The organism is Ruminococcus sporogenes (genome assembly GCF_054655175.1).
Genome location: NZ_BAAHOA010000001.1, coordinates 941,462 through 961,238 on the forward strand (window position 1 = coordinate 941,462; position 19,777 = coordinate 961,238).

General features: G+C 44.9%; 21 protein-coding genes. 12 read left to right on the forward strand and 9 right to left on the reverse strand.

Features of this window, described 5'->3' with window-relative positions:
* Positions 1 to 4: 4 nt before the first annotated feature.
* Positions 5 to 424 carry a DUF7768 domain-containing protein gene (locus ACYQ0N_RS05090; protein ID WP_177531376.1) on the reverse strand — a complete coding sequence of 140 codons (420 nt, stop codon included), beginning with the start codon at positions 422 to 424 and terminating at the stop codon, positions 5 to 7.
* Between the two features lie 226 nt (positions 425 to 650).
* Between ACYQ0N_RS05090 and ACYQ0N_RS05095 the strand changes: the two genes are divergently transcribed.
* Genes ACYQ0N_RS05095 through ACYQ0N_RS05110 form a run of 4 tightly spaced genes read left to right on the forward strand, consistent with a single transcriptional unit; the run spans position 651 to position 4,527 of the window.
* Complete coding sequence (locus ACYQ0N_RS05095; RefSeq protein ID WP_177531377.1) at positions 651 to 2,549, forward strand: tyrosine-type recombinase/integrase; 1,899 nt, start codon at positions 651 to 653, stop codon at positions 2,547 to 2,549.
* Positions 2,533 to 2,859, forward strand: coding sequence for a hypothetical protein (locus ACYQ0N_RS05100; RefSeq protein WP_177531378.1), 327 nt, complete (start codon positions 2,533 to 2,535; stop codon positions 2,857 to 2,859). The genes ACYQ0N_RS05095 and ACYQ0N_RS05100 overlap by 17 nt, the downstream gene beginning before the upstream one ends.
* Positions 2,823 to 3,503 carry a tyrosine-type recombinase/integrase gene (locus ACYQ0N_RS05105; RefSeq protein WP_177531379.1) on the forward strand — a complete coding sequence of 227 codons (681 nt, stop codon included), beginning with the start codon at positions 2,823 to 2,825 and terminating at the stop codon, positions 3,501 to 3,503. Before ACYQ0N_RS05100 ends, ACYQ0N_RS05105 begins: the two co-directional genes overlap by 37 nt.
* Positions 3,496 to 4,527 (forward strand): tyrosine-type recombinase/integrase, encoded by a 1,032-nt coding sequence (locus ACYQ0N_RS05110; protein ID WP_460162029.1) that lies wholly within the window; start codon positions 3,496 to 3,498, stop codon positions 4,525 to 4,527. The genes ACYQ0N_RS05105 and ACYQ0N_RS05110 overlap by 8 nt, the downstream gene beginning before the upstream one ends.
* A 115-nt stretch (positions 4,528 to 4,642) precedes the next feature.
* Here ACYQ0N_RS05110 and ACYQ0N_RS05115 read toward each other — a convergent pair whose 3' ends face one another.
* The 6 genes from ACYQ0N_RS05115 to ACYQ0N_RS05140 form a co-directional block, all read right to left on the reverse strand.
* Entirely contained in the window at positions 4,643 to 6,556 is a 1,914-nt protein-coding gene (locus ACYQ0N_RS05115; protein ID WP_460162030.1) for a DNA polymerase, read from the reverse strand.
* Positions 6,557 to 6,628: 72 nt separating this feature from the next.
* A complete protein-coding gene (locus ACYQ0N_RS05120; RefSeq protein ID WP_460162031.1) occupies positions 6,629 to 7,201 on the reverse strand; it encodes a DUF2815 family protein in 573 nt (190 codons plus the stop codon).
* On the reverse strand, positions 7,194 to 8,333 hold the full coding sequence (locus ACYQ0N_RS05125; RefSeq protein ID WP_177531393.1) for a DUF2800 domain-containing protein: 1,140 nt from the start codon (positions 8,331 to 8,333) through the stop codon (positions 7,194 to 7,196). Before ACYQ0N_RS05125 ends, ACYQ0N_RS05120 begins: the two co-directional genes overlap by 8 nt.
* Entirely contained in the window at positions 8,323 to 8,646 is a 324-nt protein-coding gene (locus tag ACYQ0N_RS05130; RefSeq protein WP_460162032.1) for a DNA ligase, read from the reverse strand. The genes ACYQ0N_RS05125 and ACYQ0N_RS05130 overlap by 11 nt, the downstream gene beginning before the upstream one ends.
* A complete protein-coding gene (locus ACYQ0N_RS05135; protein WP_177531395.1) occupies positions 8,579 to 8,788 on the reverse strand; it encodes a hypothetical protein in 210 nt (69 codons plus the stop codon). Before ACYQ0N_RS05135 ends, ACYQ0N_RS05130 begins: the two co-directional genes overlap by 68 nt.
* Before the next feature lie 156 nt (positions 8,789 to 8,944).
* Positions 8,945 to 9,466, reverse strand: coding sequence for an RNA polymerase sigma factor RpoD (locus tag ACYQ0N_RS05140; protein WP_177531396.1), 522 nt, complete (start codon positions 9,464 to 9,466; stop codon positions 8,945 to 8,947).
* A 410-nt stretch (positions 9,467 to 9,876) separates the two neighbouring features.
* Here ACYQ0N_RS05140 and ACYQ0N_RS05145 point away from each other — a divergent pair, with 410 nt between their 5' ends.
* Positions 9,877 to 10,032, forward strand: coding sequence for a hypothetical protein (locus ACYQ0N_RS05145; protein WP_177531397.1), 156 nt, complete (start codon positions 9,877 to 9,879; stop codon positions 10,030 to 10,032).
* A 40-nt stretch (positions 10,033 to 10,072) separates the two neighbouring features.
* Here the strand turns inward: ACYQ0N_RS05145 and ACYQ0N_RS05150 are convergent, their stop codons facing one another.
* Positions 10,073 to 10,849 (reverse strand): ATP-binding protein, encoded by a 777-nt coding sequence (locus ACYQ0N_RS05150; protein WP_177531398.1) that lies wholly within the window; start codon positions 10,847 to 10,849, stop codon positions 10,073 to 10,075.
* A 5-nt stretch (positions 10,850 to 10,854) separates the two neighbouring features.
* Complete coding sequence (istA, locus tag ACYQ0N_RS05155; RefSeq protein ID WP_177531399.1) at positions 10,855 to 12,390, reverse strand: IS21 family transposase; 1,536 nt, start codon at positions 12,388 to 12,390, stop codon at positions 10,855 to 10,857.
* A gap of 88 nt (positions 12,391 to 12,478) precedes the next feature.
* Here istA and ACYQ0N_RS05160 point away from each other — a divergent pair, with 88 nt between their 5' ends.
* The 7 genes from ACYQ0N_RS05160 (at position 12,479) to ACYQ0N_RS05190 (ending at position 19,770) form a co-directional block, all read left to right on the forward strand.
* On the forward strand, positions 12,479 to 13,663 hold the full coding sequence (locus ACYQ0N_RS05160) for a CGNR zinc finger domain-containing protein (protein WP_177531400.1): 1,185 nt from the start codon (positions 12,479 to 12,481) through the stop codon (positions 13,661 to 13,663).
* A 113-nt stretch (positions 13,664 to 13,776) separates the two neighbouring features.
* Entirely contained in the window at positions 13,777 to 13,968 is a 192-nt protein-coding gene (locus ACYQ0N_RS05165; RefSeq protein ID WP_177531535.1) for a helix-turn-helix domain-containing protein, read from the forward strand.
* 18 nt (positions 13,969 to 13,986) lie between these two features.
* Positions 13,987 to 15,294 (forward strand): DNA methyltransferase, encoded by a 1,308-nt coding sequence (locus tag ACYQ0N_RS05170; RefSeq protein WP_177531401.1) that lies wholly within the window; start codon positions 13,987 to 13,989, stop codon positions 15,292 to 15,294.
* Between the two features lie 10 nt (positions 15,295 to 15,304).
* Positions 15,305 to 16,570 (forward strand): DNA methyltransferase, encoded by a 1,266-nt coding sequence (locus tag ACYQ0N_RS05175; protein WP_177531402.1) that lies wholly within the window; start codon positions 15,305 to 15,307, stop codon positions 16,568 to 16,570.
* A 19-nt stretch (positions 16,571 to 16,589) separates the two neighbouring features.
* The gene (locus tag ACYQ0N_RS05180) at positions 16,590 to 17,387 is read left to right on the forward strand and encodes a hypothetical protein (RefSeq protein WP_177531403.1); all 798 of its coding nucleotides are present in this window, start codon (positions 16,590 to 16,592) and stop codon (positions 17,385 to 17,387) included.
* Entirely contained in the window at positions 17,387 to 18,484 is a 1,098-nt protein-coding gene (locus ACYQ0N_RS05185) for an McrB family protein (RefSeq protein WP_177531404.1), read from the forward strand. The genes ACYQ0N_RS05180 and ACYQ0N_RS05185 overlap by 1 nt, the downstream gene beginning before the upstream one ends.
* Before the next feature lie 17 nt (positions 18,485 to 18,501).
* Positions 18,502 to 19,770, forward strand: coding sequence for an LlaJI family restriction endonuclease (locus ACYQ0N_RS05190; RefSeq protein ID WP_177531405.1), 1,269 nt, complete (start codon positions 18,502 to 18,504; stop codon positions 19,768 to 19,770).
* The last annotated feature ends 7 nt before the right edge of the window (positions 19,771 to 19,777 follow it).

Below are 19,777 nucleotides of genomic sequence, written 5' to 3' on the forward strand. Positions count from 1 at the left end.
AGGGTTAAGCCTCCTTCAAATTTTCGGTGAAATAGCGTAAGCGGTAATTCTTCCACTTGGCTCTTTCGATTTCTGCCTCCATGCCTGCTGAAATGCGACTGCCAAACACCCAAACCTCGGAGCATTTGCTCATCAGGGCATTTCCGAAGAACAGACCGAGCTGGCGCTCCTTCGGGTCCGCATCATTCAGAAACTGCGGAAATAGCAAGTGAGGTGCGATGGGGATGTATCCCTGTTCTACGGCAAAGCGACTGTAGCGTCTGGCAGCGTCCACATTCGCATCAATGTCTCCGGCATAAGGAGAACAGATATAGACGATGGGTCTAAAAGCACGAAGGGAGCGTTCCTCACGTTCAATGACGGAGAGTGCGCCGTAGGCCGTTGGGTCAAAATATCCCTCGCTGTTGAATTTGCTGATGCTCAAAACACGAATCCTCCTTTCCGGTGGGCATAGAAAAAGAGCGTCCACCTCTAATACCCTTTGGAGATGAACGCTCCGTTTTGACGAAGACTTGTTAATCTTTTTTATATTATCCCCAAGAAAATATTATCCTCAACTTTCACTGAAAGTTCTCCGAATATACACTTTGAGAACAAAAAGTTGGGGATAATATTTTGTTATTACCATTATAACGAAAGGGGGATTTATATTGGATGCTAAATACGAAGAAAGCATCAAACGCCTGAAACAATGCTGGAAGGAACAGCGGCATGTTATTACAGATGAAGAAAAAGCTGCTATGAAATCATTTCGAGGATATTTTCTATCCAACAAATCTGAAACTTATTCTCATGAGGTGGCATTAAAGTGGCTTTCTGATAATCAGGTAACCTGGGATGATGAGAAATACCAGCAGAATCGTAAGCTTATTTACGAGCTCAACGATGCTGTTACCAATGGTGCGGTCAAAACAGACTATGATTTTCTGCCGACTGTATATGACACACTTTCCGAGGATTTAAAAAGTCACCTGATACTCTATAGGAATGATCTACTTTCCCGCCTGCAGTTTCGTGCGTCTCGTGACCAGTTGGTTCACTGTATTAGCTTTGCAGCCATTCTAATGAATGAAGGGATTCTTTATGCACGGGATATTTCAACAGAGTTGATATCAAGATATCACGCTTACGCTGATGTCATCGGGGACACATACATCTGTCTCTACTCTGTGAGATATTTTCTTCAGTTCCTTGCGGAGCATGGAATTATCGCCGGACATATACCCATCGTTCTTACATCTCCATTACAGGCAAGAGTTGCCGGCTATGCCATTAGGAAGTTTTCAAAAGAAGTCTCTTCCTTTGAAACAAGTGGAATAAGTTCTGATGTGTATTGGCAGAAAGCAAACGTTCTTATAAGTATTCTCCGTAAAGAATTTCGCCACAATAAGGATGCCACAAGAAACAACTATCTCGTGTATTATCAGATGTTCTACATCTTTATGCGGGAGTTCTCCATCCCATACACCAAAGAGAACGTCCAGATTTGGGCAGATAGAATGGTCGAATTTATGGAGGAGCCGCATCGCAAGCCATCCATCAAACGCAGTTTTTACATTCTGGATGTGTTTATCAGTACGGGTACGATTACGGGGAACGACCTGGAAATCGTCTTGTGTGATCCTGGGAAAATCACTGAATTATCATCAACGTATAAAAAACTGTTGAATGATTTCTTATCATGCCGCAGAAAAGAAAACATTGCACCAGCCACTTTAGACGTACATAAATCCGGTGTGATATCTTTTTTGCTGTATATGCAGGAAAAAGAAATCCCGGCAGTGTCCGAAATCTCTCTTATAAACGTAAAGGAATACTGTACATGGATCTCTGAAAAGACCGTCAATCACAAGAATAATTATTCATATGACCTAAGAGTGTTTCTCATGTTTTGCTTTGAAAAAGGTTATGTAACGCAGGATCTTTCCCGTGCCCTGCCAACACAATCTAATCAACAGAGAAAAATCGTCAACGTCCTCTCTGACGAAGAAATACAAATGATCTATGCGTTCAGGGATAATGCGGCGACACCTCTCCAGTTGCGGGATTCCGCGATTCTTATGCTCGGCCTGCTGATGGGGCTGAGAAGAATCGATGTCGTTAATTTAAGGTTTTCAAACATAGACTGGAAAGCACAGACCATTTCCATAACACAGCAAAAGACATACAGGCCGCTTGTACTGCCGATGCCGATATCTGTAGGTAATAGTCTTTACAAATATATCAAGAATGGCCGCCCAAGGATGAGCGATGAAGACGATTTTATTTTCCTTTCAATGGCTGCTCCGTTCAAAAAAGCAGATCCATCGGCTTGTGGGATTGCCGTTAAACACGCCTTGAACAATACCACTGGATCATTTCATATTTTGAGGCGTACTTTTGCCTCCAGACTTCTTGCAGCCGGAACTAAGACAGATACCATTAAAGATTCCTTGGGACATTCAACCATGGATACAGTTAACAGATATCTCTCCGTAGATGAGGAAATGCTCAGATCCTGTTGTCTCCCTCTGGAAAGGACGGTGATTAATTATGAAACCGTGTCGTAATTATACTTTTAGCAGTTCCCTTGCACCCGCTATTGAGGGACTGATCCGGGAAAAAAGATCCTCTGGATATATGTACAATTCTAATGCGGATGTGCTTAAAGAACTCGATACCTTTTGCATTGAAAAAGGATTTGATTCGGAAACGGTTACAAAAACTCTGTCTGATGCATGGGCTGTTCAGCGTGATACGGAAGGAATCAGTTCGCGAAATATACGCGTGAGCAATCTGCGTCAAGTGTCAAAGTATCTGATCTCCATCGGAGTAGAAGCTATATGCCACAAATGCTCCAGTCAACAGAGACGAAAATAGCCCATGTATTTACGTCAGAAGAACGCAAAGAGTTTTTTGAATGTCTCAACAAGCTGAAAATCAAGAGGAAGAACAAACGCTTCCTTGAAGAATGCAGGGTTATCTTCCGTCTGTATTACTGCTGTGGTCTCAGGTTGTCCGAACCCCTATGGCTTACTTGGGATGACATAGACTGTGACTCCGGCAGAATCACTATCCTACAGTCCAAAGGCTATAAAGACAGGGTGGTCTGGGTAACACCTGATGTTGCAGAGATGATCAGAAAATACAATGAATACATATCAGCAGAATGCCCGGATGAAGTGCTTGTGTTTCCTGGCACTAAGAAGGGCAAGCCAATAAACGAGGTAACAGTGAGAGCCTATTTTCAGAGGACTCTGGCGATGACATCTTACGCTGCGATCAGCAATCCACCGACGATAAAGTCGTTTCGTCACACATTTGTGGTGGACAGACTCAACGCATGGATGGAAAACGGCGAAAATATAGAAGATAAGCTGCCATATCTCAGTAAATATCTTGGCCATAACAGCATCCACGAGTCACTTTATTATTACCATCAGGTGTCAGAAGCATTCAAAATCATCCATGAGAAGGATAAAACATCAAACATCGTAATTCCGGAGGTAAACGAAAGTGAATAAAAACAAAACGACACATAATGACAAACTCTTTTTCTCCAGAACTTTGCAGTATCTGGATAACTATCTCCCCAGACAGTTGGGTCGTAGTGCAGAAACGGTTCGCTCATACCGTGATTCGCTTTCCGGATTCAGGAAATACCTTTATGATGAGAAGGGCATTTCCATAGCGAAATTTACTTTTCAGGATTGCACAAAAAAACTGCTTCTGGAATACTGTGCTTATCTGAAAGAACATGGTAACTCGGCAGCCACATGCAATGTGAGGCTTGCAGCCATCAAAACATATGTCCAGTATGTATCTGATGATGACATTTCGCTTCAATCAATAGCTCTTCAGATTTCCAAAGTGCCGGGAATGAAGATCCTGAAGCGGGAGAAGAAGTTGATAACAAACGAAGGCCTGGCAGCAATACTTGCACAGCCTAAGGATACAAAGATTGGTATACGGGACAAGACTATAATGGTTCTTCTGTATGATTCTGCTGTCAGAGTAAGTGAACTTACCGGATTGCGGATTAATGATGTGGATCTCAAAATGCTTTCGCTACATATCCATGGAAAAGGAAACAAAGAACGTTCTGTAGCAATCAGCGAAAAAACTGCGGTGCATCTGAAACGGTATATGTCCATTTATCACTCTGACGGAAGCAAACCTGACGATTATCTGTTCTATACGGTGATAAAGGGCAAGATTGGCTCCATTTCCATGAGTACTGTAGAGAGAATCCTCCAGAAATATGCTGATGAAGCCAGAATTGAATGTCCTGACATTCCGGAGCATGTCTATCCGCATCTGTTCCGTGCTGAAAGAGCCACACATTTATACCGGGATGGTGTAGATTCCATTATGATTTCCAAAATACTTGGTCACTCCAGTATTGAAACCACCAAAATTTATGCGCTCCCGTCAATGGAGCAAATGCGCGAGGCAATGAACAAGGTTGATATGCCCACTGATGCAGCTGAAAAACCCTTATGGGAAGGCGATGAAGATGAAATGGCAAGGATCTGTGGCTTGAAGTAGCAATTAGATTATCCCCAGCATTTGTATGGTAGACCACTATTTTCAAAGGTTACCGCAAAGGCTGGGGATAATATTTTCTTGGGGATAATACAAAAAATCATGAATTCATGATTTTTTATAAATCGGCACGAAGCAAGATATCCGGCATCCAGTCCGGGGTTCTTGCCATCTGCTGGCATAAAACCTCAAGAGAAACTTTGTCAGAGCATTCGATGATAATTTCATCGTGTACGTGGCCGCAGATAAAGCAGTGGGATAGGGTTTTTATAGCGTTCATCAAAAGGTCCCTGGAAATGGCCTGTACAACGTTCTCTACAAATTTCGGTCCGTAGCTTTCTAAACGTTCCCATTTCTTAGTGGAGCCGACGCCTTCATAAGTGATGCACTCGCCGCCAAACTTGTTGATTCCGACCTTCGGTTTCACATAGGCCAGCTTTCTGCCGGAAGGGAGCGTGATAAACAGCATGCCGCTTCTGCAAGAGAAGGTCAGCCCATAAAGACTGGTCGTGTGCTTATATTTCACGGCCTCCATAACAGCACGGTCAACGGCCCACCAAAATTCGACAATTTTCGGGTTGGCCTGTCGCCATGCATCTACCAGAGGAGGAAGCTCATCTTCGGTTAGACCCATTTCGATAGCACCCATTGCCTTAAGTGCGCCGACGCTGCCGCCGTAGCCGAGGGCCAATTCCGCAATCTTGCCTTTTTGACGTAGGTGGCCGTTGATGCCGTGTTTCTCGACAGGGACCTTAAACATCTGACTGGCAGAAGCGCAGTAAATGTCGCCACCTTGTTCAAAGACTTTCTGTCGCCAGCTTTCATCTGCATACCAAGCGATAACACGGGCCTCGATTGCAGAAAAGTCAGCAACATAAAATTGTGCGCCATCTCCGGGAATGAAGGCTGTGCGGATTAGCTGGGAGAGCGTGTCCGGCACATCTTCATAAAGCAGCTCCACGGCAGCAAAGTCACCGCAGCGGACCAGCGCACGAGCTTCGGCCAGATCTGGCAGGTGGTTTTGCGGGAGATTCTGCAATTGAATATTACGACCGGAGAAGCGCCCGGTGCGATTGGCTCCATAGAACTGGAACATGCCTCTGGCACGACCGTCAGCGCAAACGGTGTTTTCCATTGCCTGATATTTTTTGTCGGAGGACTTGGCCAGCTGCTGACGCAATACCAATACATCGGCAAGTTCCGGTGGAGCTTTTTTCAGAAGCTCGTTCACAGCCTTTTTATCAAGACTGTCGGTCTCCATCCCATTATCAGCAAGCCACTGTTTCATCTGCTGGACGCTGTTGGGATTTTCCAAAGCGGTCATGTGCTTCATGGAGGCAGTCAACTTCTGACGGGACAGCGTATCCATTTCAATGGCCTGCGCTACCAGTTCCATATCCAGACGCACACCAGTGTCGTTGATTTCCTCGCTCTGGTGGTATTCCTCCCAGACCGCAGGCGATACCGGGAACTTTGCCAAGCGCTGCTGGATGGCCATTTCCGTTTCCACATCTCGAAGGTTATATTTCTTGAAGGCGTCCCACTTATCCGGCGCATGGAACGGTCTGTTTCTGGTACGCTGGCCATTGGATTTGGTAGGAGCGCAAGGCTGGCAGAAATATTTGATGAGGTCTTTGCCTTCAGTGAGTTTCTGCTTTTCAAGGCCCAAAACGGCACCGACACCTTCCAGCGACAAAGGCAGTCCCATCGTAGCGGCCCAGATCATAGAACAGCGCCAGCTTTCGGGATTTAAGTAATCGCCGGTAGGATAGCCCAAGTAGCGAGACAGGCAGTTGCGTTCAAAGGTGGCGTTGAAGGCCCATTTGATGACTTCTTCATCCTCCAGTGCCTGCAGGATTTCCTTTGGGATATGTTCTCCGTAGGCAAGGTCGACCACCTGCACCGGACCGGAGTCCACGCTATAACCAAAGAGTAGAATTTCAAAATCCTCCGCCTCCACATAACGGTACACACCGGACTTCTGAAGTGGAGCGCTGCTATAGGTTTCTATATCAATACTCCGTGTTTTCATGAATTGTCACATCCTTTCCAAGCCCAAACAGGGCGACAGATTGCTCCGCCGCCCTGTTGGGAAATCAGGTCATTAGTCGAGGAAATCCTCATCTTCATCCGTATTGAAATCGGACTCAGCGCTGGCCTTGCCGCCGAGAGGCTCACCGTCACGAATCTTCTGGAGATTGTTGAGGCCGCAGGCAATGCCCTTGTTACCGGAGCTATTGAAAGCATAGAAGGTAATGCTGGCACGACCGTAGACACCGGAGTAAACCTCGGAACGGCTGATGATAGGATTGCGGTCAGCGTCCACGATGCCGGGAGCTGTGGTAGCGTTGGCGTTGATGAAGTACGCATTGGTGTAGGCTGCATCGTCAGGTCTCTCAAGGTCGCCATCACGAAGAGGAGTCTTCAAAATGGAAAGCGCAGGTACGGTCTTGCCGTTACCCTTGAGCTTGGCTTCGCCTTCCTTATAGGCAGCTTCGATAGCAGCCTTAATCTTGGCAACAGTGCGAGTGTCGGACTTAGGGATGATAAGGCTGACGCTGTACTTAGGAGTGCCGCCGTTAATGGACTTAGGCTCCCAGACATTTGCGTAGCTCCAGCGGGTTTCAGGGCCAGTGATGACCTTCATGGGATTTACAGGTTTTACATTCTTACTCATAATCGTTTTCCTCCATAAAATCAGTTTTTGCATTATTCATGACCGGGCGTTTGTCGCTTTCCGGTACAAGTGTGGGTTTGCCCTGTGGCTTTTCGATATAGGCCGACAGGAGTTCGTCAAAGCGGCTCTTTCCGAGCAGCTTCTGCATGGCAGTGATACCGAGGAGCCTGCGCTCATACGGGTCAAAGCCTGCGTCGGTTACGGTCTGGGTTACAGCGGCCTCATCGGTGTAGCGACGATTGCTGCGGCCTTCGACCAATTTGAAGCCGGTCCATTCCTTACCGGAGATGGCCTGCTGGAGTGCGTACTCCTTGATGTCGTTGACCCAAGAAACCAGCTGGTCTGCACAGGAGAGAATGACCTCGATTTCCGTATCCTCCAACAGCGGAGGCAGTTTGAAATCGTACTGCGCCAGCATCAGGTTTGCTTCGGCTCTGGCCCTGCATTCGTGCTTGGCTTTACAGAAGCCACACCACTCGCCGCAGAGGAAGTTTCCGTCACCGGCAAAGGCAAGCTCTGCAGTCGGCTTCAGGACCTCATCGGCCCAGCGGTAAAGGTCGTCCTTGGACATCTCGAAGGTGGATACATTCTGGCGTCTTGGCTGATATACGGTCATTGCCACGGTGTCGATGTCGTAAATAGCATCGAACAGCTCCAAGGCACCGAGGGCGTAGCACATCATCTGCGGATTGTTATCTGCCTCCACCAGAACACCAAGGCCATGTTTGTAATCCACCACATGGAGCGTTCCGTCAGAGATTATAATGGCATCCGAGGTGCCGAAGCCTTGTTCCACCCAGCGGGAGAAGTCCACTCGCTGTTCGATGAGGACCACAGGGTCAGCGCAGGTTTCCTTGGCGGCTTCCACCAGTTCTAAAATGTAGGTTGCATAGCTATTGGCGCAGTCCAGCATTTCTTCGTTATACCAAGTCAGATGCTCGGTCGGGTCGGTTGCCTCAATGCCGAGCGCCAAGCGGAGCTTGTACTCACAGAGGCTGTGGGCGTCGGTCCCTTCGGCGGCATAATCGCTGCCTTTGTCTTCGTAGGTTTCACATAACCTTGCAGAAGGCGGGCAGTTCAGCCAGCGATGGGAAGATGACGCAGATAAAATGGCGTGTGCTTTAGGTGGCATTCCCGATCACCTCCGCATCACGAAGCAGCGCTTTATAATTGGACGGGTCCACCTGAGAGAGCTTGCTGGCACCGTATTTCTGGAGCAGCTCACGGACGCCTGCTGTGTAACCGGCACGGGATTTCTCGGAGAGAACTGCACGGACCTGTTCCAGCGTCAATGCGGGTTTCTGCACCGGCGCTTTTTCTTCCGGCTGTTCCTCTGCGTCGTTACCGGAAAACAGCTGTGCCAGATAGTTGGCGGCATCAGTAATAGCAACGGCAGCATTGCGTAACTCTTCGATGGTCATAGCCATTTCGCTCATTTTGCTCATGATGTTTTCCTCCTTCCTCGGATTGTCTTGCGGCAAGTACACTGAGATTTCTTGCCATTCGTGCGGACACCTGACTGATAGCGACGAGGATTTCAATTACCTCGGCTTCGGTATCCACGGTGCGGCTGTGGGCCTGAGTCATGTCGTTCACCTCCTGTTCGTGGTGGAGCAGCTTGTTTTCTGCTCCTTACACTCCCTTTTGGAGATGAGCGATGGCTTTTGACGAAGGGAAGGAGAAATTTTTTTGAAAAAGTTCTGACCGCCGGTTTTGCCAGCGGCCAGAGTACTTGTCTACCCATTAAAAGAAGTCCGGGTATTCCTGTGCCAGCAGCTTCTTTGCTGCTTTGATACGGGACAGGAAAGTGGTGCGAGGGATACCGATTGCCTTGGCGATAGCTTCATCGGAAAGGCCCTGCATACGCAGCTTGCCGATGTTTTCAGCCTCCGGCATCAGGTCGGCGAGACGCTTGAACAGCTGCTCCAACACGATGCGGTCGGAAGCAAGCTCGGAAAAGGCTACACTTTCATCTGCAATGGTATCCATCAGAATCAGGTCATCATCTTCCTCACCAATCGGTGCGTCCAATGAAGCGATGACGTCGGCGTTGCGGTATTCGCAGGTCAGGCAGTCGGCATCGCAGACCCACCATTTATTGCGAGGACAGCAGCAGAGGCCACGGTCCTGCATTCTATGACGGTAGGTGTCATGGAAGCGGATATGTTCCTGATAGACTTCTTCGGGTACTTCCTGCCAGCGACGCTGGCTGCGGATGTAGATACGACGGGTTTCTGTTTTACTCTGGTTTTCTTTGTTTGACATAATAAGTTCCTCCGTTTGTCGTTGTCTCGAAACGGAGGAACTCTGGTACAGCTGCAAAAAGGCGCAATGAAAGAACCGCAGTCCTGACGGAATTACTCCGTTCCGGATTGCAGCGGCCTGCTCACAAGGCAGCTGTTGATATTAAGTTGGTGCATTATACTGTTGAGCCATCGTTGATCGGGCGATGCAGGATAATACAAGAAAGCTTCTGCCTTCTGCTTATATTGTACCTGCACCGGATTAGTAAGTAAATTTCTGCCATTTCCGATTACGGAAATGCAGTTTTAAATTGTAGCAATTATTGTAATAATTATCTTTTGGGTGTATAATATATATGCGCTTACGTTATCGATTACTATGAACACACATATATAATTCAGCACAAAAGCTTTTAGTAGTAGGAGGAAAAAATGTTTAATTTGGAAAACGCTAATTTTTTCGACAGTGATTATTTTTCATATGAAAGTAATCCGTGTTTTTGCGGAGTTGATACGACAAATATTTCTCCGGGTGGATATTCCGGTGCGGCGGAGCCGCCTGTCCGGCGTAGGTTGAGCCACCCTTAGGTGGCCAGGTGGGGCCGTGAGGCCCCACCCGCCATATAAATTACTCGCGGAGATTTTTGTCCAGACCATAGACCTCTCGCATAGAGATGTCACGGGTCGGGTCGGTGCTCTCAATGTTAATCCGGTAGCCGTCGTGGATAATGCGGTCAAGGATGGCGTCGGCCAAAGGGCTGTCATCCCCTCCGAGCTGCTCGTACCAGCCTTCAGTATGGAATTGAGAGCAGAAAATCGTGGAGGATTTCTTCCGCCTGCGGTGCAGGAGCTCAAAGATATCCTTCTGCTCCTGCATGGTGGGCTTCAAGAGAAGCCACTCGTCCAGAATGAGCAGCATCGGGGCAGCGTACTTGGCAAGAACCTTCTTGTAGTTGCCCTCTCCACGCGCCATATCGAGCTCAATGAGCAAATCGGGCAACCGGATATACCGGACCGTGTAATACTGCTTGCAGGCCTCCATACCAAAGGCACAGGCCATATAGGTCTTGCCGCTTCCGGTGGCCCCGGTAATGAAGATGTTCCGGAACTCAGAGATGTAGTCGCAGGTGCTCAGCCGCTGAATCAGAGACTTGTTCAGCTTCCGTCCAGATGTATAGTCAATGTCTGCAACGTGGGCATCCGGCTGGTCGAAATCCACCTTCTTAATCAGCGCCTTCAAGCGGTTGCTCTTCCGGCTGCAAAACTCAATATCAACCAGCATTCCAAAACGGTCCTCAAAGGAGACACCTGCTATCTTGGAGTCGTTCTCCTGGTTATAGTAGGCGTCAGCCATTGCAGTCAGCTTCATCTCCATCAACTTGTCCATAGTTACCTTGTTCAGCATTTGCATTACCTCCTGTAGTAGTCGGCACCACGGGTAATGCCGAACTGGTTATGCGTAGATTCAGCCTGCTCATCCTGGTTGGCCTTGTCCTGGCCGGCTGCAAGAATATTCTTTATACTCTTGTAGCTCGGCGTCGCCGTATAGCTCAGAGCCTTTGTACAGGCGGCTTCCAAGCGTTCTGCAGAATACTTGTCAGCCAGCTTCAAAAGGCCCATACAGCCACGGTAAGCCTGCTGTTCCACGCGGGAGGAGGTAAGCATTACATCCACAACCAGACGAGCGCTCCTGCCAATGTCGGCAGCCCACTTGCGAAAGCGGTCGCCGTTCCACTCCAGATACTTCTGGTGGTCTTCCGGCATATGCTCTTCAATCGTGCTGTACTGCCCCTTCCGGCCGTAGAGACGGCGGTGTGAGGCAATGCAGGACTGGTTGTAGAAAACTTCAATGGTCTTGTCCGTAACGCGGATATTCAACTTCTTGCCAATGTTCTCATAGGGAACGGAATACCACATGCTGTCAAAAGAGATGTGGTAATTGAACTGCACGGTAGCGTCCTTCCAGCTTGCCAGTTCAAACGGGGAGGCAGGAAGCGGAGCCAACAGAGGCAGTTCTTCCTCGCGGAAGAGAATCGCACGGCTTCCGTCCTTCTTCTGGAACTTGGCGGCATTAAACTTGTTCAGCTTCTCGCGGATGGCCATATTCAGCTCGTGGAGAGAGAAAAACTGCTCATTTCGGAGCGCAGCCGTAATCCAGGTCGAGATATTTCCAACCGCGCCCTCCGCGTTAGGCTTATCCTTTGGCCTACGCACCCGTGCAGGAATAACGGCGGTGCCATAGTGTTCAGCAAGCTCCTTATAGGTGCTGTTAAGTTCCCGCGTATACCAGCCACCCTTGGGGTTTACCGCAGTGGTGGTGTTGTCGGGGACAAGAATCCGCGGGACACCGCCAAAGAACTGGAACATATGGACATGCGCTGCAATCCAGGAGTCGGTCTTTTCGTTCGTAAATGCTTCCACATAGGTGTACTGGCTGAACGACATCGAACCTACGAACAGGTAGGCGTCAATTACCTCGCCGGTGTGCGGGTCGGTGATGTGAGCCGGGTCTCCGGCCCAGTCAACTTCAACCTGCTCTCCGGGCTTGCGGGGGATATGCATCGTAGCCTGCCGCTTAATTTCCTCTTCGTGGATGTAGAAGCAGAACTGCGAATACATAAGCGGTTCTTCTCCAGACTGGCGGCAGTCCTCCAGATACTCCGTCCAGAGCAACTTCTTGGTCACGCCATTCTTCTGGAGCTCAGTCCGCACATAGCGGACATCGGGCATCCTGCGGGTGGTAGTGGTCTCATTGCTCTTCGGGAAAAGGATGCGTTCCAGCACGGCATCGGTCATAGACGCCGGGAGGGGCCACTCCAGTTTCAGCTCATCCGCACGGTCCGCTACCCGTGCTGCCGTGTTACGGGAACACGGGACGCTCAGCGCAATGTTCTGCTTGCTGAAACCCTTGCTGTGCAGCCGAATGATTTCGCGATAGTTGGTCATTTACTGACCTCCTTAAATGAATTTACATCTTTTCAGATGCATGGACTCATTATAGAGAGGTCTTGGATGTGGCTCAACTTGCGCCGGAATGGTGGCTCAATCTCGACCGGTAGGGTGGCTCAACCACCACCGGACAGGTGGCTCAACCACCCCCGGAATACTCACTCCGGGAGTAGTCGAATATCGATTAAAGATACAATCTCAAAAAGATACAAAAGCCTATTTTGCTTTTAGCGGAGAGGCAGGATTATGCCGCACTACCGAGAACGGATCGGTTCGACAAGAAAATTTATTAAAAGAAATTGTGTCGTTGCCAAATAACGACATCCAAGCAATGATTAGCTTTTTTGAAACCAATGGTTTCTTCTTTAAGGTCGGGAGCGAAAATTATGAGTCATTAAGTCTCGAAGATGTGGTCGAGATTATTAATAGATTGAAAGCCACTGTTGCATTAATGAATGAAATTGAATCTCCTGAAATTGATTATGAAAGAATGATTTCGCTGACTTTGTACTTACTTTTAAGTCAGCAAATATCTATTGAATTGACAACTTTGTCTCGGCCATATGTTTCTTGTAAACATTTTTTGTCCAATGAAATAGATAAAGCCTCACAGCTGCCAGAAATCGATGGACAGCAGGAGGCTTTTCAAAAGGATACGTATACAATTCGTGACTCTATATACAGCTCTTATGAACTGGATATCGATGAATATAACGATATTGTTTCAGGAAACATATATGCAAATCGATATCCGGGATATTTAGATATGCGGTATAAATCTATCGTATACCTATACCGTAATGGCGTAAATCTCTCTAAGAATAGACGATATGTAATAGATTTCCTGTTTCATTTTATGAGGAACATTGGTGTTGTTGGAGGTGTATCTTTTGAACACGGTATTGAATATTATTCAGACGTTCCTCGGATCGCACTGTTAGATGAAAAAATGAAAAATAGCGCCGTTGTAGTTGCTAAGATTATTTTGAATGAAGAAATGAATCATAACCTTTCTGGTATTTCACCAAGATACAGCGTTCAAAAAATGGGGCCTACATGGAGAGTTCCTAATTTGATTTCTGCGCTGTATTTTTCCGTGTTTTATTTGCGTCCCGGCACAGAAATTTATCGTAAGTGCGCAAATCCGGCGTGCAATAATCGATTTGTTGTGAAAACTACGAACGGTCGAAAGAAATACTGTTGCGCTAATTGTAGAAACGCAACAGCGCAGAGAAACCACCGAAAAAAGATAAAATCCAATAAGATATGATGAAACCGTGCTTAAATATAAACAAATATCAGCAAATATCTTGAAAATTCGAGGCCGTTATGGTATAATACAAGATGGATTTTTATAGCATGACATTTAGTGAGGTGTTCAGGATGACTAAAAACGGAAATGATAACTACATTAGCATTGATGAAGCCGCAGAGTATTTAGGCATAAAGACAGTTACGCTTCGTAACTGGATAAAAAAAGAAATGGTCCCAGCACACAAGGTTGGAAAGCTGTGGAAATTTAAGCGTTCCGAGCTGGATGAATGGGTCAAAAGCGGAAAGAGCGCAATTAATTAGAAACGAGGTTAACATTACATGGACTACAATAGCTTGCCAGCCTTTTATGCTGCTCTTGATGCTAAATACAATGTAACAAATAATGATTTGAATAGCGCTACATATACAAATGTTGATTGTAACTTTGTTTACAGTGCTAAATACGCTCGACATAGATGGTTTAATTATAAGGAAGGTTTTTCTCCTATTTTAGTTGAGAAGATCTTCAATGAATACAAACTGGATAAATCTTCTGTTGTTTGCGATCCATTCTGCGGAGCTGGAACTACTGTTGCAGTGGCAAAGGCCAAAGGGATGAGGTCTATTGGTTTTGAGGTTAATCCTTTTGCGGCATTTATTACAAAAGTCAAAACTGAGGACTATAGCAAAGAAGATATGGACAAATTCGAGACGCTCCTATGTGATTTGTCGAATATTGAGATTGATGCCAATATTGAGCTTCCTGAAAATGAGTATTTGCGACGTATATTTGAAACCGAAATGTTATTGGCGCAGCTCAACATTAGGAAGCATATCGACGAATTGACAGAGAGCAAGTCAAAAGAATTATTGTTCTTTGCTTGGATTTGTACGCTTGAAGAATGTGCATTATACAGAAAAGCAGGTAATGGATTAAAGATAAAGAGACGTCCGCCGACTTATGATAAAGGTTGTGCGTTCAAATTCGCAATGGAGTGTATTTCTAAAAAAGCAGCTTCTATGATTGAAGATTTTTCGATTGAAGATAATGGTCCGATTCCAAAGGTATATGTGGAAAGCGTTACGACAATGGAAAAAACTGTGCCGAAAGACACGGTGGATTTAGTTCTTTTTTCACCGCCGTATGCAAATTGCTTTGACTATACGAAAATTTACTATCTGGAGCTTTGGTTTGCAGGTTTCGTAAACTCTACAAGTGACCAAAAAAATATTCGTATGAAATCTTTGAGGTCACATTGCCATGCAACATGGCCAGAGCGATATACCAGTTTTAATTTGCCGGAACTGAATGAGCAAATTATCCCGTTGTTGCGTCAGCAGAAGTTGTGGACAAACAGAATACCAGACATGCTTAACGGCTATTTTGCAGACATGGAGGAAGCGCTCCGACAGATATTTGATTCCTTGAAGGAGGGCGGGCATTGCGCAATTGTTGTTAGCAATTCTGCATATGCTGGTATTGTGATTCCGACAGATGTATTCTTGGCAATGATTGCTGAAAAAATAGGATTTAAAGTTCAGGAAATCGCTGTAGAAAGACTTATTATCACGAGTTCACAGCAATATGAAAAGACTGAACATGTACGAAAATACTTGCGTGAGAGCATAGTGAAATTAGAGAAATGAGGTTTCCAGAATGGAAGTAATTAAACTGGATGATTTTCCTATCAATCCGATTCAGGATCAGATATATGAAATCATCCCCGACAAGGCTAAAATTGTAGCTTCAACCAATAGATTGTTTAATAAATACCCGACGAGGTATATTTCTGCCGTTCCTCGTTTTGCAATTAACGCATATTCAAAAGCTGGCGAGACTGTACTGGACCCGTTCTGCGGTTCTGGAACAACTGCGATAGAAGCAATGCTTTTAGGTAGAAATGCTATGTCGATTGATATTGACCCGTTTGCCCGATTGCTCGTCAAAGTGAAAACTACAGTTTACTCCAAGGAAGATATTGATTTTCTTGACGATGTCGTAAAGAAAATTAAAGAGATGTCTCCCGACGAAAGTTTGCAGTACCCAATTCCCGGCATTCCAAATATCGAGAAGTGGTTTTGTGATAAATCCATTCTGTGGCTTTCTTTCTTTAAATATACAATTGATAAACTTGTAGCAGACAACCAGAATGTGAAAGATTATTTGTATGTTGTCCTTTCTGGAATTATTCGAAAGGTTTCGAATGCTGATGAGGTTTCTCCAAAGCCTTATATATCCACAAAGTATCCTAAGACACCTGCGGACCCATCAGAACTGTTCTTTAAGGTAGAACATATGTATAGAGAGGCTATTGTTGGATTTTCTGAGGCAGTTGCGCCACTCCATTGTAGTAGCACTATTTTGGAGAGTAATGACGCCAGAACAATCGGTGCAGAAAATACTATCGATTTGGCAGTAACATCTCCGCCATACATTAATGCATATGACTATGTACGCAGCCTTCGTTTTGAAGATATGTGGCTCGGCTTAGCCTCGGATGAAGAGCTGAAAAAAAGCAAACAGTCATATATTGGTACAGAAATTTCAAAATCTTTCTATGACAAATACCACTACGCCTCGCAATCAGAAACGCTTGTTCCGATTGTAGAAAAAATCGCTGAAGTTGATGCAAAACGTGCAGACATTGTAAATACCTATTTTGAGGATATGGCAAAAAACATGATTGCTGTACGCGAAGAATTGAAACAAGGCGGACGATATGTGATCGTGGTTGGAGATAGTAATATTCGTGGACAGAGTATTCCTACAGCAAAGATTTTGGCTGAGATAGCAGAGAAAAATGAATATTCATTTGAACTTAGTTTCAAATATGTTATTCGTGATAGATACCTTCATCTTCCGCGAGGCAATCGTGGTGGCATCATCAAATACGATGAGATATTGGTGTTAAAAAAGAAGTAATGAAAAGGAGGAATGGACTATGGATCTTCGTGGCTGGGACTATACCGGTCGAAATATTGGGCCAGATTTACATAGGCAGCTCCGAATCATGATCGATTGCTTGTCGGATTCCTCATTTACGAATCATTCGTCTTGGGGGAACGGGATACAAGATCGTTTAGCGGAGCGAATGCAAATGTCATCTTCAGGTGCGGTACGAACGGTAAAACGTGTTTGTGTAAATTTTGGTTTTTTAAATGAAAACTCTTTTAGCAGCCGAAACGAGATAGATATACAAAATCTTCTGACGAATAGAGGGAAATTGGTCTATCAAGCAGCTAAATTGGAAGAACAAGTCGGGCTTGCTGACAATTACGAAGATGACGTAAAAGAAAAGATTTATGCAGAAATCAAGAAGTTATATGAGGAAGCTTATTGCGATGCATTACGCTTTTACTATTTCAAAAACAGTGATGGAAGCAAATTACATCCATTAAGAGCGACACTGAGAGCATTGAACAAATACGGGCGTATGGACAAATGGGAATGGTATTTGTTGAACACTTGCATTCGACATGATGATTGTGATGTCGAAGAGGCCACTCTGGATGATTATATTACCAGATACCGTAATGGTGAATATGACTTCACTATGAGGAATGTAGTAGAGAAGCCAAAAGGACACCAATATACGCCTCAGTATTTTGAATTTGCCGGGCTACTTCATGTTATTCAACGTCCTGAATGGTCTATCAGTGATTCCGGTAGACACATGGAAGTTAAATCAGAGGTTCTTGAAGCAGATTTCTTAGAAAAGTTATATGGAGGTAGTCTGTAATGGATAATAATCGAATTCATAGTACAATGGACAATTTAAGTCAATTGCTGGGGTACACTACACCAGATAGAGTTGATGACGGAACTGGGCATGACGGTTTGGATTTAGATCACTGTGACAGAAAGAAAGGCGGTACAAATGTATTGCTTTACGGCGTCCCCGGTTCTGGTAAAAGTTACACTATTCAACATGAATATTGTAGTGATGAAAGCCGAATGGAGCGTCTTGTGTTTCATCCGGATTACACGTATTCTGACTTCGTTGGCCAGATATTGCCGACAGTATCTGCTGATGACAAAGTACGTTATCTATTTACGCCCGGCCCATTTACCAGATTGTTGTGGAAAGCATACCACAATCCAGATGTTGAATATTTTCTGATTATCGAAGAAATCAATCGTGGGAATGCTCCAGCAATTTTTGGTGAGGTATTCCAACTCTTAGACAGAACAACGGATGATACAAGTTTTCCTATGGGGACCAGTGAGTATTCCATCACTAATGCGAATGTTGCGGCGATCGTCTACGGAGATCCAGAACATAAAGTTCGCATTCCCTCTAATATGTCTATCGTCGGGACAATGAACACATCTGACCAGAATGTGTTCACCTTAGATACTGCCTTTCAAAGACGTTGGCATATGCGTTTGATTGAGAATTCTTTTGAAAATCATCCTTACGCAAATGACAAAATTTTAGACACTGATGTGACATGGAGCGCTTTTTGTCGTGCTATCAATAAGGAAATTTTAGATGGCAATGTAAGAATGACATCCTCTGAAGACAAGCGTTTAGGTGCCTATTTTGTTTCTAAACTGGATCTCTGGTATGATCCGGTTGCAGATGACGTAAATGCGAGTGAACAGGAACGAATTGTTGCAAAACGCCACAATAGTTGTTTTCCTGAAAAAGTAATAAAGTATCTGTGGGATGATGCGTTTAAGTTTTCTCGTGAAAATATTTTTGAAATAAGCACTTACAAGAGTCTTGAAGCTGTTATAAAAAAATTTACATCTGAAAAAGGAAATGAGCGTTTTGCCTTTTTTAAAGAAGGAATGTTTAATGCCATTACCGGGCAGAACAACGGCGAAGATTAACATGAGGTGGTGATACCGTGGATTTAGACGCAAGATTGCTTGACAGATGCCATATTAATAAAAATGATGAGGGAGATCGTTTTGTCGGAATTAAAGCGGATTCTGAAAATGCAATGGTCTATTTCCCGGTTGGATATCAGTTGCCCGAAACAGATCAAGAAATCCGTAGAGATATATTGCATTTGATTTCTGTACTTGCTGAATTCACCGATAAGTCAGACCGTGTACTCGCCATGAAGAAATTTGAAGCGCCACAATCGGTCGATTTCCCAATCAACGCTTATATGGAAGTAATCAATTACTATCTGGAACAAAATTCTTATTACACAGAAAAGGAGCCTGTTTTTAAGACAAGTGATAGAGGTAGTATTGATTGGGCAAAAACAATAAGAAAACAACGGCCTCTTATTCAGGCCGATGGCTCACCTGTATACACAGAATATACTGTAAGGGTTTCATCTCCTAACGATAAAAATCTGATAACGCAAATTCACAAGTATTGTGTGTATGAAAGTTTTCAAAAGATTGGATGGTTATTCACGCCCGATTTGCCGCCAAAACCAACGATTGAAAAGAATACGAAAATGTTTCTTTCTGTTTTAAATGACAAGTTGGCAAGAACAAACAATGATAAAGATAAGCGCTTGTTTGCGGCCATGATTGCGGTTTTGCAATATATTGATGAGCAAACAAACCTGAAGCAATTTTATTTTGGCACCGATTCCTTTGAATACGTATGGGAAAAATTGATTGATCGAGTATATGGAATTAAAGACAAGTACAGATATTTCCCTCGAACACGGTGGTATCTTAAGGGCAAAGTAAAAGAAAATTTTGCCTTAGAGCCGGATTCGATTATGCTGTACAATGGTAAAATTTATGTTTTGGATGCCAAGTACTATCGTTATGGTATAACGGGGAATCCTATGCATTTACCAGAATCATCTTCTATTAACAAGCAAATTACATATGGAGAATACATATACACACAGGAACGTTTCAAACGTGAATACGGGGAAGATGTACCCGTGTACAATGCTTTTTTAATGCCATATAATAGCGCAAAAAATGTTTTTGGCTTTGATTCAATATACGGAAATATAGGCGAGGCCCGTGGAGAGTGGAAATCTGGAAATCACGATTATGAGCGAGTACAAGGAATTGTTGTGGATATCCGTTACTTGATGTACCATTATACTGGAAGCCACAATAATAAAATAATGCAGTTAGCTGAGGCTATAGAGAAGGCAATCCATGACAATGAGCAAACAAGTTCTGATGTATAAGGAGGAA

What these genes read in the sequence shown, in the direction of transcription:
- ACYQ0N_RS05100 (WP_177531378.1), top strand. Translation starts at nt 2,533, where the DNA reads ATGAAACCGTGTCGTAATTATACTTTTAGCAGTTCCCTTGCACCCGCT.
- ACYQ0N_RS05105 (WP_177531379.1), top strand. Translation starts at nt 2,823, where the DNA reads ATGCCACAAATGCTCCAGTCAACAGAGACGAAAATAGCCCATGTATTT.
- ACYQ0N_RS05115 (WP_460162030.1), bottom strand. Translation starts at nt 6,556, where the DNA reads ATGAAAACACGGAGTATTGATATAGAAACCTATAGCAGCGCTCCACTT.
- ACYQ0N_RS05120 (WP_460162031.1), bottom strand. Translation starts at nt 7,201, where the DNA reads ATGAGTAAGAATGTAAAACCTGTAAATCCCATGAAGGTCATCACTGGC.
- ACYQ0N_RS05125 (WP_177531393.1), bottom strand. Translation starts at nt 8,333, where the DNA reads ATGCCACCTAAAGCACACGCCATTTTATCTGCGTCATCTTCCCATCGC.
- ACYQ0N_RS05130 (WP_460162032.1), bottom strand. Translation starts at nt 8,646, where the DNA reads ATGAGCAAAATGAGCGAAATGGCTATGACCATCGAAGAGTTACGCAAT.
- ACYQ0N_RS05135 (WP_177531395.1), bottom strand. Translation starts at nt 8,788, where the DNA reads ATGACTCAGGCCCACAGCCGCACCGTGGATACCGAAGCCGAGGTAATT.
- ACYQ0N_RS05140 (WP_177531396.1), bottom strand. Translation starts at nt 9,466, where the DNA reads ATGTCAAACAAAGAAAACCAGAGTAAAACAGAAACCCGTCGTATCTAC.
- ACYQ0N_RS05145 (WP_177531397.1), top strand. Translation starts at nt 9,877, where the DNA reads ATGTTTAATTTGGAAAACGCTAATTTTTTCGACAGTGATTATTTTTCA.
- ACYQ0N_RS05150 (WP_177531398.1), bottom strand. Translation starts at nt 10,849, where the DNA reads ATGCTGAACAAGGTAACTATGGACAAGTTGATGGAGATGAAGCTGACT.
- istA (WP_177531399.1), bottom strand. Translation starts at nt 12,390, where the DNA reads ATGACCAACTATCGCGAAATCATTCGGCTGCACAGCAAGGGTTTCAGC.
- ACYQ0N_RS05160 (WP_177531400.1), top strand. Translation starts at nt 12,479, where the DNA reads ATGGTGGCTCAATCTCGACCGGTAGGGTGGCTCAACCACCACCGGACA.
- ACYQ0N_RS05165 (WP_177531535.1), top strand. Translation starts at nt 13,777, where the DNA reads ATGACTAAAAACGGAAATGATAACTACATTAGCATTGATGAAGCCGCA.
- ACYQ0N_RS05170 (WP_177531401.1), top strand. Translation starts at nt 13,987, where the DNA reads ATGGACTACAATAGCTTGCCAGCCTTTTATGCTGCTCTTGATGCTAAA.
- ACYQ0N_RS05175 (WP_177531402.1), top strand. Translation starts at nt 15,305, where the DNA reads ATGGAAGTAATTAAACTGGATGATTTTCCTATCAATCCGATTCAGGAT.
- ACYQ0N_RS05180 (WP_177531403.1), top strand. Translation starts at nt 16,590, where the DNA reads ATGGATCTTCGTGGCTGGGACTATACCGGTCGAAATATTGGGCCAGAT.
- ACYQ0N_RS05185 (WP_177531404.1), top strand. Translation starts at nt 17,387, where the DNA reads ATGGATAATAATCGAATTCATAGTACAATGGACAATTTAAGTCAATTG.